This window comes from Cupriavidus necator A5-1, assembly GCF_000744095.1.
GTDB classification, from domain to species: Bacteria; Pseudomonadota; Gammaproteobacteria; order Burkholderiales; family Burkholderiaceae; genus Cupriavidus; species Cupriavidus necator_A.
The window spans coordinates 3,438,329-3,457,009 of sequence record NZ_JQLI01000001.1; the positions used below are offsets into that span (position 1 = coordinate 3,438,329).

General features: G+C 65.0%; 13 protein-coding genes and 1 pseudogene. 3 read left to right on the top strand and 11 right to left on the bottom strand.

The window, feature by feature from the left end; translation table 11 throughout:
* Positions 1 to 18: 18 nt before the first annotated feature.
* The 3 genes from astA (at position 19) to alr (ending at position 3,699) form a co-directional block, all read left to right on the top strand.
* Positions 19 to 1,065, top strand: a complete 1,047-nt coding sequence (gene astA, locus K307_RS15320; protein WP_042879340.1) for an arginine N-succinyltransferase — start codon at positions 19 to 21, stop codon at positions 1,063 to 1,065.
* On the top strand, positions 1,058 to 2,473 hold the full coding sequence (gene astB / locus K307_RS15325) for an N-succinylarginine dihydrolase (RefSeq protein ID WP_080745033.1): 1,416 nt from the start codon (positions 1,058 to 1,060) through the stop codon (positions 2,471 to 2,473). Before astA ends, astB begins: the two co-directional genes overlap by 8 nt.
* Positions 2,474 to 2,580: 107 nt before the next feature.
* Positions 2,581 to 3,699 (top strand): alanine racemase, encoded by a 1,119-nt coding sequence (gene alr / locus K307_RS15330; protein ID WP_230625692.1) that lies wholly within the window; start codon positions 2,581 to 2,583, stop codon positions 3,697 to 3,699.
* Positions 3,700 to 3,977: 278 nt separating this feature from the next.
* Here the strand turns inward: alr and K307_RS15335 are convergent.
* The 11 genes and pseudogenes from K307_RS15335 to gabT all read right to left on the bottom strand — a co-directional run bounded on the left by K307_RS15335 (position 3,978) and on the right by gabT (position 18,613).
* Positions 3,978 to 5,289: pseudogene (locus tag K307_RS15335) on the bottom strand (MFS transporter).
* 276 nt (positions 5,290 to 5,565) lie between these two features.
* Positions 5,566 to 6,648, bottom strand: coding sequence for a C45 family autoproteolytic acyltransferase/hydolase (locus tag K307_RS15340; protein ID WP_230625694.1), 1,083 nt, complete (start codon positions 6,646 to 6,648; stop codon positions 5,566 to 5,568).
* 7 nt (positions 6,649 to 6,655) lie between these two features.
* Positions 6,656 to 8,299 (bottom strand): biotin carboxylase, encoded by a 1,644-nt coding sequence (locus K307_RS15345; RefSeq protein ID WP_230625695.1) that lies wholly within the window; start codon positions 8,297 to 8,299, stop codon positions 6,656 to 6,658.
* Positions 8,300 to 8,312: 13 nt separating this feature from the next.
* Entirely contained in the window at positions 8,313 to 9,209 is an 897-nt protein-coding gene (locus K307_RS15350) for a carbon-nitrogen hydrolase family protein (protein ID WP_051974910.1), read from the bottom strand.
* Positions 9,210 to 9,384: 175 nt separating this feature from the next.
* A complete protein-coding gene (locus tag K307_RS15355) occupies positions 9,385 to 10,137 on the bottom strand; it encodes a class II aldolase/adducin family protein (protein WP_042879348.1) in 753 nt (250 codons plus the stop codon).
* 16 nt (positions 10,138 to 10,153) lie between these two features.
* Positions 10,154 to 11,653: an aldehyde dehydrogenase gene (locus tag K307_RS15360; protein WP_042879350.1), complete on the bottom strand. Its 1,500-nt coding sequence runs from the start codon at positions 11,651 to 11,653 to the stop codon at positions 10,154 to 10,156.
* A 31-nt stretch (positions 11,654 to 11,684) separates the two neighbouring features.
* Positions 11,685 to 12,926 (bottom strand): Zn-dependent hydrolase, encoded by a 1,242-nt coding sequence (locus tag K307_RS15365; RefSeq protein WP_042879352.1) that lies wholly within the window; start codon positions 12,924 to 12,926, stop codon positions 11,685 to 11,687.
* Between the two features lie 19 nt (positions 12,927 to 12,945).
* Positions 12,946 to 14,031: a histone deacetylase family protein gene (locus K307_RS15370; RefSeq protein ID WP_042879353.1), complete on the bottom strand. Its 1,086-nt coding sequence runs from the start codon at positions 14,029 to 14,031 to the stop codon at positions 12,946 to 12,948.
* A gap of 56 nt (positions 14,032 to 14,087) precedes the next feature.
* A complete protein-coding gene (locus K307_RS15375; protein ID WP_042879355.1) occupies positions 14,088 to 15,815 on the bottom strand; it encodes a thiamine pyrophosphate-binding protein in 1,728 nt (575 codons plus the stop codon).
* Between the two features lie 54 nt (positions 15,816 to 15,869).
* Positions 15,870 to 17,327 carry an NADP-dependent succinate-semialdehyde dehydrogenase gene (gabD, locus tag K307_RS15380; RefSeq protein ID WP_042879357.1) on the bottom strand — a complete coding sequence of 486 codons (1,458 nt, stop codon included), beginning with the start codon at positions 17,325 to 17,327 and terminating at the stop codon, positions 15,870 to 15,872.
* Positions 17,328 to 17,350: 23 nt separating this feature from the next.
* Positions 17,351 to 18,613, bottom strand: coding sequence for a 4-aminobutyrate--2-oxoglutarate transaminase (gene gabT / locus K307_RS15385; protein ID WP_042879360.1), 1,263 nt, complete (start codon positions 18,611 to 18,613; stop codon positions 17,351 to 17,353).
* Between the last annotated feature and the right edge of the window lie 68 nt (positions 18,614 to 18,681).

Consider the following 18,681-nt stretch of genomic DNA (forward strand, 5'->3'; position numbering starts at 1 on the left):
GCACGGCCGGGAGTTCACATGCTTGTACTACGCGCGATCCAATCGAAAGACCTTCCCGCCCTATACGCCCTGGCCGAACGAGTGGGACCGGGCATGACGACCCTCAAGGCGGATTCCGGTGCGCTGGCCCGACGCATCGCGACGGCCGAGGCGTCTTTCGCCGGTACCGTGCCCCAGGCCGAGCGCGACTACCTTTTCGTGCTCGAGGATTGCGGCAGCGGACAAATCGCGGGCGTGAGTGCGTTGAAGGCTGCGGTTGGGCTGGACGAAGCCTTCTACAGCTTCCGGCTCGGACAGCTCGTGCACTCGAGCCGTGAGATCGGCGTCTACTCCAGCAAGAAGACGCTGTTCCTGTCGAACGACCTCACCGGCTGCGCCGAGCTTTGCACGCTCTTCCTCGACCCGGCACACCGCAGCGGCCACAACGGCAAGCTCCTTTCTAAGGCGCGCTTGCTCTTTGCCGCCAACTTCGTCGATCTCCTGCCGGAAGTGCTCTGCGCGGAATTGCGTGGCTACCTGCGCCCGGACGGCACTTCGCCGTTCTGGGAAAGCCTCGGTCAGCACTTCTTCAAGATGGACTTCTCGGTGGCCGATGACCGAAGCGGCGGGGGCGCAAAATCCTTTATCGCCGAACTGATGCCGCGCTTCCCGATCTACACCGATTTCCTGACCGAGGAAGCGCGCGAGGTGATCGGGCGAGTTCATGCGTCCACGGAGCCAGCGCGCCGGATGCTCGAGCAGGAGGGCATGGCCTATGAAGGGCTGGTGGATATCTTCGATGCCGGTCCGGTGGTGCAGGGGCACATCCGGCATCTGCGCATCACCAAGCAGAGCACGCTGGCCATCGCCCGCCCCGCGCCGGACGGCACCACGACTTCACCCACCGGGTGCCCGCTGCTGGTCTGCAATACACGGCTCAATGACTTCCGGGCGATCGTCACCCATGCAGTGCCCGCGTTCGGCAGCCTGCCGCTGACAAACGAGGAATGCACCGCGCTGGCTGTCGGCGCAGGCGATCCGGTGCGAGTCGCCACCCTCAAGCCAGGAGACACACTGCATGGCTGATCTGCACGACGCCGGGCGGCAACCGGCCGGCCAGGATTCCCGGACGGCCGCATTCGGCCCGGGCAGGGGCGGCGAGGCGCGCGAGTTCAACTTCGACGGCCTGGTCGGCCCGAGCCATCATCATGCCGGGCTTGCCAGCGGCAACGTTGCGTCCATGCGCCACGGCGGCACGGCTTCGAATCCGCGCCTTGCGGCCCTGCAGGGGCTGGAGAAAATGCTTGCCCTGCATCGGCGCGGCATTCCCCAGGCCATCCTGCCGCCGCTGGTGCGGCCAAACCTGGGTTTTCTGCGACGTCTTGGCTTTACCGGCAGCGATACTGCAGTGCTGAGCGCCGCCGCACACGCAGACCAGCGGCTCCTGTCTACCGCGTACTCCGCTTCCTCCATGTGGGTGGCGAATGCCGCGACCGTCAGTCCTGCCACCGATTCCGCCGATGGCAAGGTGCATTTCACGCCGGCCAATCTGAGCGCAAAGCTGCATCGCTCGATCGAACACCCGGACACGGCCAGGCTCCTGCGCGCCATCTTCAGTGATCCGCGCCATTTCGTCGTGCATGACGCGATTCCGGGCGCCCCCGCGCTCGGCGACGAGGGCGCCGCCAATCACACGCGGCTTGCCGCCAGCCACGGATTGGCCGGTGTGCAACTGTTCATCTACGGCCGCGAAACGTTCGACGACGATGCGGCACAGCAGCGGTTCGAAGCGCGCCAGTACGCCGAGGCCAGCCGGGCCGTGGCGCGGCTGCATGACCTGGACCCCGCGCGCGTGGTCTTCGGCCGGCAGTCGGCGGCGGCCATCGATGCCGGCGTCTTCCACAATGACGTGATTGCAGTGGGGAACCTGGACACCCTGTTCTACCACTCGGCCGCGTTCCAGGACGAAGCCACGCTGATCGATACGCTGGCCCGGACCTGCGAAGCCAGCGGCTTCCGGCTCCGCCCCATCCGTGTCGATGCCGGGCAGGTTTCCCTGGCCGACGCGGTATCCACCTATCTGTTCAACAGCCAGTTGCTGCAGGATCCCGCGCGGCGCACGCTCATCGTCGTACCCCAGGAGTGCCTGGCACATGCGCCCAGCCGTCGCTACCTGGAATCCCTGTCGGCGCCGGGCGGGCCGGTGGCCGAGGTCCTGTCCTTCGACCTGCGCGAAAGCATGCGCAACGGCGGCGGCCCCGCCTGCCTGCGGCTTCGGGTGGTACTGGATGCCGGCCAGGCAGCCGCCATCGGCGCCAACATCTTCTTCAGCGAGTCACTGCATGCGACGCTGGTCGACTGGGTAAAGCGCAACTACCGCGACCGCCTGCTCCCGCAGGACCTGGCTGACGCGAGCCTGCTGGAAGAAGTCCGCCGTGCGCTGGTGGAGCTGGAGGACATCCTGGCCCTTCCCGGGTTCTATGCGGAGCGTTGAGGACCGGAAGGCCGCCAGACTTCGCCACGCCCCAGCGACCTGCCCCGGTTGGCCGGGGCACTCATGCTCGCAGTACGGCATATGCACAACAGAAATTGACGATCAATATGGAAAGTAATGCATGGGTAGAAGTGGATCTCGGCAAGTTCGAGCAGAACGTCCGGGGCATTCAGTCGCTGATCGGAGGCTCGACGCAGATGTGTGCGGTGATGAAGGCCGATGCCTGTGGCCATGGCATCGGACTGCTCATTCCCTCGCTGATCGCGCTTGGCGTGCCGTCCGTCGGGATCGCAAGCAATGAAGAGGCAAGGCTGGTTCGCCAGGGGGGCTTCACCGGCCGCATCCTCCGTGTCCGTGCGGCCACGCTCGCCGAGATTGAAGACGGCCTGCAATACGGGCTGGAGGAAATCGCCGGCAACCTGGAGTATGCGCGTCAGATGGACGACATCGCCCGTCGCTACGGGCGCTGGATTCGCATTCACCTCGAACTGAACTCCGGCGGCATGAGCCGCAACGGCTTTGACCTCCAGACGGCCGAAGAGCGCGAGAAGTGCCTGGCGGCAGCCGCGCTGGCGCACCTTCGGGTCGTCGGCATCATGACGCATTTCCCGGTGCCGGATGTTAGCGACGTGGAACGCGGCCTTGCCAGTTTCCAGGAGGAAGCCGCATGGCTCATCCAGTCCGCCGGCATGGATCGCAGCAAGATCCAGTTGCACTGCGCCAATTCGTTTGCCACGCTCGAGGTGCCCGGCGCGCACCTGGACATGGTGCGCACCGGCGCCATCCTGTTCGGGTGCCTGCCTGCGTATGCGGGCTTCCAGGCCATTGCCAGCCTGAAATCCAGGGTGGCATCGGTCAACGCCTATGCTGCCGGCAATACGGTGGCTTACGACCGCACGCTGCGGCTGGCGCGCGACTCGCGCCTGGCCAATATCCCCGTGGGATATGCCGACGGCTACCGCAGGGCGTTCTCGAACTGCGGGCATGCCCTGATTCGCGGCGCCGCATATCCCGTAGTGGGGCGAGTAACGATGAACACCCTGATGGTGGATGTCACCAGTGGCCCTGACATCCTGCCCGGCGATGAAGTGGTCCTGTTCGGCTCGCAGGGCGACTCGCGGATCGACGTAGCGAGTATCGAGGCCATCGCCGGAACGATCTATCCGGACCTTTGCGTCGGCTGGGGCAATTCGGTGATCCGGATCGCCAAGCCTGCCGGCAGGTAGCGGCTGCCGTACCCGTTTCTCATACCTTTACTGATCAACGCTCAAGACTCGCAAGGACCATCATGTCCCAGGAACTCCGTCAGCTCACAGCCCCATGCAGCCATGGCACCGGCGCAGAATCGTCGAATCGGGACGAAGGCATCCCGGATAATCACAGCCTCTCGGACCAGCCGGCACCCGAAGCGCCTTCTGACGAAGATGCGCTTCGGCACGTAGCTGTACTTGGATACAACTGAGCATGGCTGCCGCCGGCGCTTCTCCGGCGGCACGGATATTCCTCAGTAGGCCAACACCGGATCGGACGCCGCCTTCACCTCGCGCAAACGCGCCAGGCCGCACACGCCGATCAGCGACAGGCCCGACAGCAGCGTGAAGAAGATCGCCAGAGGCAACCATTGCCCGGCATACTTGCCTGCCAGCAACGTGCCCACCAGGGGCGTGGTACCGCCGGCAATGGCACAGCAGAGCTGGTAGGCAAGCGAGATGCCGGAGTAGCGCACGCGGGCCGGAAACGCCAGGCTCATGTATCCGGCGATCACGGCATATAGCGCCGAGAGGATGACAACCGCGATCGCGATGCCAATGGTCATCAGGAAGATGCTTTGCGTGCCGACCAGCAGGAACATCGGATACGGCGTGATCATGCACAGGAAGGCCGTTATTTTCAGGAACCGCCCCTCGCCCACGCGCTCAGCAAGTAGCGCCGAAACGGGCTGCGACAGCAACTGAATGATCGTCACCAGGAACAGGCAGTCCAGGATCGTCGAGCGTGCGATGCCCTGGTACTGCGTGACGTAAGTGATCATGAACGTGTTGGTGAAGAAGAAGCCTGCCGAGCCGATGGTGACGGCGAAGGCGGCGAACATGACCTGCTTCCAGCCGTCGCGAAGAACTTCCAGGATCGGATACTTCGCCGTCTCGTTGTGCTCGCGTACTGCCTCGAATTCCGCCGATTCCTTCACGCCGCTGCGGATTATCAGGCCGGATTATCAGGCCTACGGTCATCAACACGCCGCTGGCCAGGAACGGAACGCGCCATCCCCATGACAGGAAAGCCTCCTGGTCCAGCGAGGACACCAGCCGGAATGCGATCAGCGACAGCAGCAGGCCCGCGGGACTGCCAAGCTGCGCAAACGAGGCATAGAAGGTCTTCCGGCCTGCCGGCGCATTTTCGCTCGCCATCAGCACCGCGCCGCCCCACTCGCCGCCCACGGAGATACCCTGCAGCATCCGCAGCGCGATCAGCCCGATCGGTGCCCAGATGCCGGCGGTCGCGTAGCCGGGCAGCAGGCCGATGCCGGTGGTGGCAATGCCCATCAGGGCCATGGTGAACAGCAGCATCTTCTTGCGGCCCAAGCGGTCGCCGAGATGGCCGAACACCACGCCTGCCATCGGCCGGGCGATGAAGCCTACGGCGAACGTACCGAACGCCGCCAGTGTGCTCAGATGGACGTTATTGCTGGGAAAGAAGACCTGGCCGAGCACCAGCGCAGCCGCCGTAGCGTAGATATAAAAATCGTAGAACTCGATGGTGGTGCCGATAAAGGCGGCGGCGGCCGCACGGCGTGCCTGGTTTGGGTGTGCTTTCATGCATCAATCCTTGGTGGGCGATATGACTTGTCTTCAGGTAGCCTCTCGGCTGTCCAGTCACAGAGATTGACGCGGGCCTGCGCACCGCCTGGCATTTCACGTAGCGACCGTTTGATTGCCGGTGCCCGTTGTCGTTTTCTGGAATGGATTGTCCCCGGCGCGCAGTGTACGAAGGGGTTGTCCCATCCAGAAGAGCCATTTCCCGTTTATTGATGGGGCCAAATCACGAGGATGGCCTGCCGATCTCATTTGACCCGACGGAAGTCATGGCCCCGCCTACTGGAAGCTCCCGACGTCGTCCAGCACCCAGCGGTGTGAAGTCGGCGGTGCCCCATCTGCGCCGCTGTCCACGTCGAAGTCGATCAGCCGGGCGCCCGGCTGAAATTGCCTGCAGGACTGGCGCCAGGTAGCGTCGGGCCAGACCATCTCGACAGCGCTGTCAGCGGGGTAGTACACGGCCGTGTACAAGGTGCCATGGCCGCGGCCGTACGCCGTCTGAAACAATGGCGGCTGCAGCAGCGCGCGCAGGACATCGTTCTGGTGATGGGCCTGTTTCACCGCTATGCCCAGTGCCTCCTGTCGCTGCGCCGCATGGGTAGCTTCGGCATGCGCAGCCCATTCGACCCCGTGCTGAAGATTGGTGACCGCCTGCCGGCGCACGACCTCGACCGTCCGATCCGGTGTCACGAAAACGCTGGCCCACGCGGCCTGTCGGTCGAGCAGCGTCACGGTATAGCTCATGTGCACCGGGACTCGCGAAAGGATCGCGACAGCTTCGTCGACGTTTTCCGCGAACTCCAGCACATAGCGCATAACCAGGGGAATACCAAATCCCTCGCCGACTTCCTGCCGCCCGCCAAATGACAAGGAGGCTGCGAGGCCGCTTTCATTGATGCCGTCCAGCGCGCCCCAGAGGCAGTCGCTCACGGCCAGCACTCTGCGGCCATGCCAGCGCGAGGCCAGCCAAACCCCCTCCAGCAACCCAGGAGCAAAGTCGTAGTTGCGAAGTAGCGCCGGAGTGCCGCCTGCGCGCGCCCCGGCAGGCGCAGGCAGCCAGACAGCCTGTGAACAGCCAGCGACGTAGGGCGGCGGCGCCCACATCGACAGGAAGCGCGCCTCCAGATCGCCGCCGCCGCTCAGCGCCACCAGGCGCTCCCAGGTCGGAATGAGCTCCGGCATGTAGCTGCGCAACGCCTTCCTGCACATCAGGAAGCCGGGACGCGAGCGCCCACCGTCGCGCAAGTACCATTGCCGGTACGCCGGCCAGTACTGTTCGAAGACCTGCCGCCATCTGGGGCCCGGCAGATCTTCGTTGATCGCTTCGAACGTGCAACGCATGATTCCCTCGCGTCCCGGCAATGCTGCCTCAGAGGATCTTGAACGCCCCGGGCTGCGGGCCCGGCTCGGCCTGCGCCGCGACCAGCGGCCTGGCGTCGTAGTACTGCTTGATGCCGCGGATCCAGTGATGCGCCCGCTCGTTCAGGCTGAACGCATCATCCATCGAGCGCCCACGCGTGATCAGGATGCCGAGATCTGCCCCTTCATAGCGATAGTCTCCGGGCCCCGTGATGCGCAGGAAGAATGCCTCGCGCTCGTCTTCGATCTCGCGGCGATTGAAGTCGAAGCGGTCATAAGCCACGGTATTGTCGGCGCCGAGCCGGTAGATGCCGGATGGCGGTGCATGCGTCACTACGTCGACGTTCTGTTCGGTGTATTTGATCACCAGTTGCGACCAGCCGTCGATGAATGTTCTCTCGGCCCACCGCTCGTTGAGCTCGCGGACATTGAGATCGAACGGCACACCCGAGAACTCGAGCAGGTGAAAGAGGAAAAGCGGTGCGTCCGCGTAGGCAAACGCGGCATGATTGGTCATCGGGCTTGCCCCGCAGATGCGGGGATTCAGTTCGCCCAGGTACACCTCGCCGCTGTCGACGTCGATCAGGAAGTCCAGGTCGAAGTAGCCACGATAGCCTTCTTCCAGCAGCTGGTTGCCGAACTTGAATGCCATGTCCCGGGCTTTCATCCGCACCGACTCGGAGAACGCCCCCGAAAACACTTCGTTGCCGCACCAACCGCCTTTGTAAGGGGTCAGTTCGCGCGCACCGACCACTTCCGTCAACAGAGGGCCAACCAACGTGCCCGATTGCGTCGCGCAGGCCTCCAGGGTCGCGCCGCGGCAGTTGATGCGCTTCATGATCTTGACTTCGTCCTCGCCAAGGATTTCCTTGCTGTAGCGATCGAAATCATCCCGGTTGGCAATGAAGAAGGTCGTGTGCCCGGAATCCCCGAATGCACTTTGCACGACCAGGTCGGTACCGAGCCGACGCTGTTCGGCAATGGCCATCAGCTCGGCATAGCTCCCGACCTTCGCCAGTGCATTGGGGACCGACGGCACTCCGGCCTTGTTGCCGATGCGAACCGTCTCCATCTTGTTGTCGCAGCGGTTGCGCAGCGATGCCGGCGGAAACCAGATATCAAGCTTGAGTTCGCGGGCGAGCGCTTCGGTCTTCTCGTCGAACATCAGGAAGGTGCCGACCGGGCGGCCGTCGCGCTGCTCGATCAGTTCGACCACGTCCTTGTGCTGAAGCAGGTAGTTGGTGATGTCTTCGATCGAACCAAATTCTTCATGCGGCACCTCGCGCGGCACGAACACGTTCGGATGCCGTCCGTCGAAGCAATCAATGTAGTTGATGTATTTGAAGTGATTGACCCACTGGTCGATGCCCAGAAGATTGAAGTTCGTGGCGCTGATGAAATAGATCGGCCGCTCGTTCCTGTGAAACATCAGGCGCAGGTCTGAGATATTGCGGACTTTTTCCATGACCATCCTCCCTTGACAAGCGTGAGGCGCGAATCGCGGGGCCGGCAGCCCCGGAGTCTTCCGCCTCAGGTTTTCGTGCTCTGTTGATTGATGCCCGTTGGCCAGAGCGTAATCGGCCCCAATAGCGCTTCTGACCGTTTTCCTTCTTCTGTCGCGCTCCTTGCGGGGCCAGCGCTTTCTCATCAGCATTGCGATCCCCGCCCTAGTCGCCGCCAGGACCTGCCAGCCCGGGCTCTGCGCGTTCAGGCTCGCCTGGCTTGCGGAGCGGACCAAGTGAATGCAGATACGCATCGGCGCCGGTGCCGCGCTGGTAGACGGGGAACTCCACACCGCGATCGCGGAAGCTTTTCAGCGGCTGCCCCAGGCCACGCAGGCCGAGCTCGCGTTCGCGGCGTACCTTGCCGAAATCGATCTCGATCGGGATGATCTCGGCCGCACCGGCCGACGCCTCATGCAGGACATAGCCGGAAGGATCGACCACGATGGAACGGCCGACGCCGCCCTGGCCAACGCCGTTGATATCGAAGAAGTAGACCTGGTTCGTCGCCGCCGACGCGCGTGCAATCGCGAGTTCAACATCACGGTCGATCGTGTCCGTCATGGTGGGATGCAGAATGACTTCCGCGCCCATGGCCGCCAGGGTTCGGGTGGTCTCGGGAAACCACATGTCGTAGCAGATCGATATGCCGATGCGCCCGGCTCCGGGCACATCGAACACGACGAACTCGCTGCCCGCGGCAACGCCCTGCTCATAGGGGCGAAACGGAAACAGCTTGCGGAACCGCGCAATCACGTTGCCTGCGGGATCGATCACCGGCGACATGTTGAATATCTGGCCATCGCGCAGCTCAAACAATGAACCGGGAACCAGCCACAGGCCGTGACTGCCAGCCATCTCGCAAAGCCTCGACTCGGCCTCGCCCGGCATCGGCTCCGCCTTGAGAGGACTGGGGCCGAGCGCCGCCAGTTCGGAGAACACCACCATGTTGACCCAGGGAAACCGTTGCCGCACATGAGACAGGTAGCGACCCATCTGGCTGATGTTTTCCTCGAACGCCGACACCTGCATCTGGATGCCGGCAATGGCAAAGCGCACCATGTTGTGCCCTCCCTGATCCGCTGCGTTAGTGCCCCGCCGCGCGAGACACGGGACGAGCGCCGCCCGCCCGCAGGGGAATTGCGGGTTGCGCTCGCTTGGTCGGAAGCTGTCAGGCCCGACGGATCGGCCGGGCCCCCGGTGGTGGTGCGCCGCCCCTAAGGGCGACGGTCAGGACTTATGACCGATAGTCGATTGGACCGCCCTCGATCAGCCCCAGCGCTGCATTCCATGCCAGGTTCCGGATCTCGGCCGACTCGTCCCGCTCGAACTGCGACGCGGTGAGCTGGCGCACGGATTCCGGCGGGAAGCGCAACTGGCTGCCGCCAGCCATGGCGGCGACCTGCGCCTGGCAGGCACGCTCGAGGAAGAAGATCTCGTGGAAGGCATCCGCAGCCGTGCGGCCGCCGACGATCAGTCCGTGGTTGCGCAGGACCATGGCGTTGTGGCTGCCAAGGTCCCTGACCAGTCTCGCCTTCTCTTCAGGATTCAGGGCGATGCCCTCGTAGTCGTGATAGCCAAGCTTGCCGTAGAACTTCAGCGCGTGCTGGCTGATCGGCAGCAGGCCATGTTCCTGCGCAGAGACCGCAATGCCCGCCGCCGTGTGCGTGTGCAGCACGAAGGCCAGGTCGTGGCGCGCCATGTGGACTGCCGAATGAATGTTGAAGCCTGCCGCATTGACACGAAAGCGCGCGGGGTCGGACGCCGCCCGCTCGTCGATGACGTTGCCTTCGTGGTCGATCCGCACCAGGTCCGAGGCACGCATATGCTCGAACAGCACACCATAGCGGTTGATCAGGAAGGTGGGCGTCTCGCCCGGCAGCTTCGCCGTGATGTGCGTGTCGATCAGGTCGGTCATGCGGAAGTGCGCCGCCAACCTGTACAGCGCTGCGAGGTCGCAGCGAATGGAATACTCGTCAGTCTGATTCATGGTGTCCTCCTGCCTGTCAGGCCAGATTGATCCAGGTGGTCTTCAAGTCCGTGTACTTGTCCAGTGCATGCAGGGACTTGTCTCGTCCGGAGCCAGACTGCTTGACGCCGCCAAACGGCACCGTCACATCGCTGTCCATGTAGCAGTTCACCCAGACCAGTCCCGCCTGCAGCTTGCGCGAAACACGGTGGGCGCGCGACAGGCTGGACGTCCAGAGGCCGGAACCCAGGCCGTAGGGCGAGTCGTTCGCCATCCGGATGGCCTCCTCTTCCGTGTCGAACCTGGTCACGGCCAGGACCGGCCCGAAGATCTCCTCGCGCACGATGGTCAGCACCTGCGTCGGGCATTCGAAAATGGTCGGCTGCATGTAGAAGCCCCCGGTGTCGGCATATGCGCGCTCGCCACCGATGCGCAGGCGCGCGCCTTCGTCTTTTCCGCTCTTCACGTAGGACATCACCCGATCGAGCTGGGCGCCATCGACGATCGCCCCCATGGCCGACGCCGGATCGAGTGGATCGCCCGGCTGCATCCGCGCGGCGTGGGCCTCCAGTTTTTCCAGGAAGGCATCATAGATGCCGGTCTGCACATAGAGCCGCGATCCTGCGATGCAAATTTCACCCTGGTTGTTGAAGATGCCGATGGCCGCCGCCTGCGCGGCGCGGTCCAGGTCGGGGCAATCGTCAAAGACAATATGGGGCGATTTGCCGCCGCATTCCAGCCATACGCGCTTGAGGTTGGATTGCCCGGAGTACTCCATGAAGCGCTTGCCGGTAGCAGTGGAGCCGGTGAACGCGATACAATCGACGTCAGGATGCCGCCCGAGCGCCTGCCCGGCATCCGCCCCCAGCCCCGGCACGACATTGAAGACGCCAGCCGGCACCCCAGCGGCCTCGGCAAGCTCCGCCAGCCGCAGCGCGGTCAGCGAGGATTGCTCGGCGGGCTTCAGGACCACGCTGTTCCCGGCGGCCAGCGCGGGCGCCACCTTCCAGCTCGCCATCAGCAGCGGATAGTTCCAGGGCACTACCGCCGCGACCACGCCCAGCGGTTCGCGCGTGATGGTGGCCAGCACGTCCGGCGCCGTTGGTGCGATTTCGTCATAGACCTTGTCGATGGCTTCGGCGTACCACGCGTAGGTGCGGCCGGCCTCGGGCACGTCATATTGCAGCGTATCGGCAATCGGCTTGCCCATGTCGAGCGTTTCGAGCACCGCCAGCTCTTCGCGATGGGTGTCGATCAACGCTGCCAGCCTGAGCAGCACGGCCTTTCGCTCGCTTCGTGGCATCTCGGACCAGATGCCGGCTTGGAAGGCCCGTCGCGCCGCGGCGACCGCGCGGTTCACGTCCTGCTCTGCGCAGGCCGCGATCGTGGCCAGCACCTCCCCGGTGGCAGGATTGATCGTCTTGAAGGTCTGGCCGTCGGCGGCGTCCGTCCAGGTGCCGTCGATATAGGCCTGGGCGCGGATGGAGACTGACTGCGCCCTGGCGCGCCAGTAGGCGGCATCTCGCAAGTTGTTCATGGTCTGGTCCTGTTTTTCGTCTCTGCTGCGATCAGGCATTGGCCTGCGCCACCATGGCGCCCAGCAGCACATTGGCACCCGCCTCCAGATGCTCGGGCCTGGCGTCCTCGATCTCGTTGTGGCTGATCCCGTCCTTGCATGGCACGAAGATCATCGCCGTGGGCGCGACACCCGCGAGATAGACCGCGTCATGCCCGGCGCCGGTTACGATGTCCTGGTGCGTATAGCCACGCGCGCCCGCTTCTTCGCGCACATGACCGATCAGTCCAGGCGCGAACGGCGTGGGCGGGAAGTACTGCACGTCTTCCACCACGACCTCCAGCGGCGTGCCGGTGGTCGTGCCATCGCGCAGCGCGGCACAGGCAGCGCGCAGCCGGGCATCCATTTCACCGAGGCGTTCCGGGTCCAGGTGGCGCAGATCGACGGTGAACTTGACAGCCCCGGGAATGACATTGCGCGACGACGGGTGGATATTGACGACACCCACGGTGCCGCGCCCGTGCGGTGCGAAGTCGTTGGCAATCTTCACCACTTCCTGCATCAGGAAGGTCGCGCCATAGAGCGCATCCTTGCGCAAGGGCATCGGCGTGGGGCCGGCATGCGCCTCCATGCCCGTCACCGTCACGTCATACCAGCGCAGCCCCAGCGACCCGGTCACGACGCCGATCACCTTGTCCTCGGCTTCGAGCACCGGGCCCTGCTCGATATGGGCCTCAAAGTACGCGCCTACCGGACGGCCGACCTCGGCGTCGCCCGCGTAGCCGATCGCCTTCAGCTCGTCGGCGACCCGCTTGCCGTCCGCGTCCCTGGCGTTCAGCGCGGTCTCGGCAGAAAAGATGCCGGCGAACACCCCGGAGCCCATCATCACCGGCACGAAGCGCGACCCTTCTTCGTTCGTCCAGATCGCGAGTTCGAGCGGCGCCTCGGTGGTCACGCCCCGCTCGTTGAGGGTGCGCATGACTTCCAGCCCGGCCATCACGCCATAGCAGCCATCGAACTTGCCGCCGGTAGGCTGGGTATCGATATGGCTGCCGGTCATCACCGGCGGCAGGCTGTTGTTGCGCCCGGCGCGGCGTCCGAAGATATTGCCGACCTTGTCGACCGTCACGCTCAGCCCGGCTTCGCGCATCCATCCCACCACCAGGTCACGTCCCTGGCCGTCCAGCGCGGTGAGCGCCAGGCGGGCGTTGCCACCCTTGGGCGTGGCGCCGATCTCGGCCAGGTCCATCAACGATTGCCACAGGCGATCGCCATTGATTGACAGCGTCGTCATTTCTCTTCCCCTTGGTCGGTCACAGCACAGCCTGGGCTGCGACCGGTGCAAAACCTGTAAAAAATGCATCGATGGCGTCAGCCGCGCCCTCAATCTCGTCATCCCCTTCCTGCACCACCACCGTGGGAACGCCCAGTGCGTTGATGCGCTCCCCGATGCCCCGGAAGGCATCCGGCCCGAGATGCAGCGCGCCTGACGGCGCCTTGCCACAGGCATCGAAGCCGAGCGCCAGCACGAGCGCCCCGGGGCGATAGTCGCGCAAGGCGTCCAGCGCGGTGTCCAGCACGGCCAGGTAGCCGGCGTCATCCGTCGGATGGCGCAACGGATAGTTCAGGTTGTAGCCGTACCCGGCGCCATAGCCGCGCTCCTTCGCATAGCCGGCGTAGAACGGGAAGTTCGTGGCAGGATCTGCGTGCAGCGAGATCGTCATGACATCCGCGCGTTCATAGAAAATCTGCTGTGTACCGTCCCCATGATGCGCGCCGACATCCAGCACCGCCACCTTGTCGAAGCTGCGCAACAGGACTTCGGCGGCAACTGCCGCGTTGTTCACATAGCAGGCGCCGCTGGCCCGGTCGCTATGCGCGTGGTGGCCTGCCGGCCGGGATAGCGCATAGGCCACGTCGTTGCGCGCCTCTTGCGCGCAGACATATTCCGCGGCTGCCACCGCACAATGCGCCGAGCGAAGAATGGCCTGCCAGCTATGCGCACCGATCGGGCTGCTCTGGTCGCCGAGATAGTAGCCAGCCTGCGCGACGATGGCGTCCGAGGGACATTCGCCGCGGTCTGCGCCCCCGCACTGGCTGGCGTAGTAGGGCGACAGGCTGGGCAGAACGACGTCCCGCCGGCCCGATCCCGCGCCGGCCTGCGCCGCCCACCGCTCAAATGCGCTTTCCAGAAAGGCCAGATAGGCCGCACTGTGGACGGCGCGAAGCGGCGCCACGCCATATTCGGGGGGCGCCACGGGCAGGATGCCGCGCTCGCTCAGCGCCTGGCGCAATGCCAGCGCGCGCGCCGGCAAGGCCTGGCCTTCACTGCCCTCGCCGGCTTGCGCGAGCTGCTGCGGGTGGTGCAGCATCTGCTCGTCGGAAAAAAAGGCTCGCATGCTGATTGGCTCCGTGGTTGCGCCAGCGGCGGCACGCGAGCGTGCCGCCGTAACCCTTACCTGTCGGCGGACTGACGGGCAAATGCCTCCGCGCGGATCTGCGACAGCGTCATACCCGGCGCAATGCCGTCCGCATCGTAGCGAAGCTCGAGCAACGCGGGCAATTTCCTGCTGTTGGCGAACGCCAGCGCGCGGGCAAACGCCGGGCCGAACTCCGCGTCGCTGGAAACGACCTCGCCATAGCCACGATACGCGCGAACCAGCTCGCTGAACTCCGGATTTTCGAAACCCAGCGCCACCGTGCGGCCTGGGAACTCGCGTTCCTGGTGGGCACGAATGGTGCCCCAGATGCCGTTGTTGAACACCAGCACGACGATGCCCGCGCGATACTGCATCGCCACGCCGAGTTCCTGCAGATTCATCTGGAAGCAGCCATCGCCGGCGTAGCAGATGACCGTGCGGTCGGGATTCTCGAGCTTGGCGGAGATGGCGGCGGGCAGCCCGTAGCCCATCGAGCCGACGGTCGGTGCAAGGCTCGTGCCGACACCCTTGAAGCGGTAGTACGCATGGGGATAGAGCGCGTAGTTGCCCGCCCCGACAGTAATGCAGCTGTCTTCCGGCACGTTGTCGCGCACGTGGCAGGCAGCCCGGTTCAGGTTCAGCGCACCGGGGGCGTCTTTCGGGTCCTGCTCGGCGCGGTAGGCGGCATTGGCTTCACGAAAGGCCTGGCGGCCGGCACGGCTGGCCGCCGGCGTGAGCGCACTGACGGCCGCGGCAAATGACACGACGTCGGCAACGATCGGGACCGTGGGGTGAAACACCCGTCCGAGCTCGTTGGCATCCGGGTAGACATGCACCAGCCGCTGCCTGGGCACGGGGCTCTCGATCACGGTATAGCCCTCGCTGGTGGCCTCGCCCATGCGCGTGCCAACGGCGATCAGCAGATCGCTTTCCTGGATGCGCCGGCGCAGCGACTCGCTCATGCCCCAGCCGACATGCCCGGCGAAGTTCGGATGATGGTTGTCGAAGCATTCCAACCGGCGCCACGCCACCCCTACCGGGAGCGCATAGCGCTCGGCAAAGACCTCCATCTGCCGGGCGGCGGCCGGGGTCCATCCCGAGCCGCCCAGCAGCAGGAACGGACGTTCGGCGTCTTCGAGCAAGGCCGCCAGGCTGTCCATCGCGGCCGGCGTGGGGGCGCTGTGCGCGCGCTGGTAGCGCGGCACGTCGGCAACGGTCGCCTTGCCCCACAGCGTGTCTTCCGGCAGCGCCAGCACCACGGGGCCCGGGCGGCCGCTGGTCGCCACCGCGAAAGCGCGAGCGATGAATTCGGGGATGCGATCGGTGCGATCGATCTGCGCCACCCACTTGGTCATCTCGCCGAACATGCGGCGATAGTCGATTTCCTGGAACGCCTCGCGCTCATAGAAGTCGTTTCCCACCTGCCCGACGAAGAGAATCATCGGCGTGGAATCCTGGTACGCGGTATGCACCGCGATGCTGGCGTTGGTGGCGCCGGGGCCGCGCGTCACAAAGCAGATGCCGGGCTCGCCGGTCAGTTTGCCGTGCGCTTCGGCCATGTAGCCCGCTCCGCTCTCCTGCCGGCAGACGATGGGCTGGATGCGGCCCTGATGGTCATAAAGGGCGTCGATGCAGGGCAGGTAGCTCTCGCCCGGCACCAGGAAGACACGCTTGACGCCCTGGATCAGCAGCTGGTCGATCAGGATCTGGCCGCCGTTGCGCTCCCTGAGCGCCGGCTGCACTGGTGAAGATTGGTCGTTCATTTTGTTGATTCCTCTGCCGGACCGCCAGCGCGACGGCCCGCCGTTCTCCGCTTCTCAGCGATCCACCCCGCCCATGCAGAGATACTTGATCTCAAGATAGTCTTCAATGCCGTAGCGGGAGCCTTCGCGCCCGAGGCCCGACTGCTTCATGCCACCGAACGGCGCGACCTCGTTGGAGATGAGCCCCGTGTTGATGCCGACCATGCCGTATTCCAGCGCCTCTGCCACGCGCCAGATGCGGCCGATCTCGCGGCTGAAGAAGTACGATGCCAGGCCAAACTCGGTATCGTTGGCCATCGCGATCACCTCGTCGTCACTGGAGAAGCGGAACAGCGGCGCCAGCGGCCCAAAAGTTTCTTCCCTGGCCACGCGCATGGCCGGCGTGACGTCGGCGAGCACGGTCGGCTCGAAGAAAGTGCCGCCCAGCCGGTGGCGCTTGCCGCCCGCGAGCACGCGGGCGCCCTTGCCCACGGCATCGGCAATGTGCAACTCCACCTTCGCGACGGCGTCTTCATTGATGAGCGGCCCCTGCAGCACGCCCGGCTCCACGCCATGGCCGACCTTCAGCTTCGCCACAGCGGCAACGAGCTTCTCCGCAAAGGCATCGTAGACCTTGTCGTGGACATACAGGCGGTTGGCGCACACGCAAGTCTGGCCGGCGTTCCGGTACTTGGAGGCAATCGCGCCCTCCACCGCGGCATCCAGGTCGGCATCGTCGAACACGATGAACGGGGCGTTCCCGCCCAGTTCGAGCGACAGCTTCTTGATGGTGTCGGCCGACTGGCGCATCAGGATGCGGCCCACTTCGGTCGAGCCGGTAAAACTAAGCTTGCGCACGGTCGGGTTGGCGGTCAGCTCGCCGCCGATGGCCCTTGCCTCGCCAGTGATCACACTCAGCACACCGGCGGGGACACCGGCGCGCTCGGCGAGCACGGCCAGCGCCAGCGCAGACAGCGGCGTGTCCTCGGCCGGTTTGATGACCATGGCACAGCCCGCGGCCAGTGCCGGGCCGGCCTTGCGCGTAATCATCGCCAGCGGGAAATTCCAGGGCGTAATTGCCGCGCAGACGCCCACGGGCTCCTTCACCACCAGCAGGCGCTTGTCGCCGGCGGGCGTCTGCAGCACGTCGCCGCAGACACGCTTGCCTTCTTCCGCAAACCATTCGAGGAACGAGGCCGCATAGACCACCTCGCCGCGGGCTTCCGCCAGCGGCTTGCCCTGCTCCGTCGTCATCAGCAACGCCAGATCGTCGGCGTTGGCCAGCATCAGCTCGTGCCACTTGCGCAGGACCGCGCTGCGTTCGCGCGCAGTCTTGCCTCGCCACGCAACCTGGGCAACGCGCGCGGCCTCGATGGCCCGCCGGGTTTCGTCGGCGCCCATGCGGGGCACGGCGCAGATCGTTGCACCGGTGGCCGGATTGGTGACCGGGAATACCGCGCCGGAATCCGCGCCCGTCCACGCACCGCCGACCAGCGCCTGCTCACGCAACAGGCTCGCATCCTTTAGTTTCATCTCGATCTCCTTGGGCTTTACGCTTACTTGGTCAGGGCGTCAGCGAGAATGCTCAGGCCTTCTTCCATCACTTCATCCGTGATGGTGAGCGGGAACAGGAAGCGGATGACGTTGCCATAGACACCGCAGGACAGCAGCAGCAGGCCCTTCTCCAGGGCACGGCTTTGCACCTGGCGGGTGAACTCCGGATTCGGGCTGCCATCGGCCTTGCGCAGTTCCACGGCGATCATGGCGCCGACACCACGCACTTCGCCGATCTCCGGCACGCGCGACTTCAGGCCTTCGAGCTTGTCCTTCAGGCGATTGCCCAGCGCGGTGCCGCGCTCGACCAGCTTCTCGCTTTCCAGCACATCCAGCACGGCCAGCGCGGAGGCCACGGCGAGCGGGTTGCCCGCATAGGTACCGCCAAGGCCGCCCGGAGCGGGCGCATCCATGATTTCTGCACGGCCACACACTGCCGACAGCGGCAGGCCGCCAGCCAGGCTCTTGGCCATGGTGGTCAGGTCCGGGGCCACGTCATAGTGCTCCATGGCAAACAGCTTGCCGGTTCGGCCAAAACCCGTCTGCACCTCGTCGGCGATCAGCAGGATGCCGTGTTCGTCGCAGATCGCACGCAGCGCGCGAACGAATTCCGGAGGTGCCACGTTGAAGCCGCCCTCGCCCTGGACCGGTTCGAAGATGATGGCCGCCACACGCTTCGGGTCCACATCCGACTTGAACAACTGCTGCAGGGCATTGAGCGAATCCTGCACGCTGACGCCATGCAGCGCGTAGGGGTACGGCGCGTGGAAGACTTCGGCCGGGAACGGGCCAAACCCGACCTTGTACGGCACGACCTTGCCGGTCAGCGCCATGCCCATCATGGTGCGGCCGTGGAAGCCGCCCGAGAACGCCACAACGCCGGGACGGCCGGTGGCGGCGCGGGCGATCTTGATGGCGTTCTCGACCGCCTCGGCGCCGGTGGTGAAGAAGGCCGTCTTCTTGGCCCACTGGCCCGGCGCACGCTGGTTGATCTTCTCCGCCAGCTCAATATAGCTGGCGTAGGGAACGATCTGGTAGGCGGTATGGGTAAAGCGGTCCATCTGCTCCTGCACGGCCTTCAGCAGGCGGGGATGGCGGTGGCCGGTATTCAGCACCGCGATGCCGGCGGCAAAGTCGATATAGCGCTTGCCCTCCACATCCCAGAGCTCCGCGTTGTCGGCACGCTCCGCGTAGAAGTTGCACATCACGCCGACACCGCGCGGGGTAGCGGCGTCCTTGCGGCGAACCAGATCGGCATTCTTCATTTCATACTCCATAGATTTAGGTGGTGCTGTGACTGTGCGGGGGTATTGGGTATTGGCCCCTCATCTTT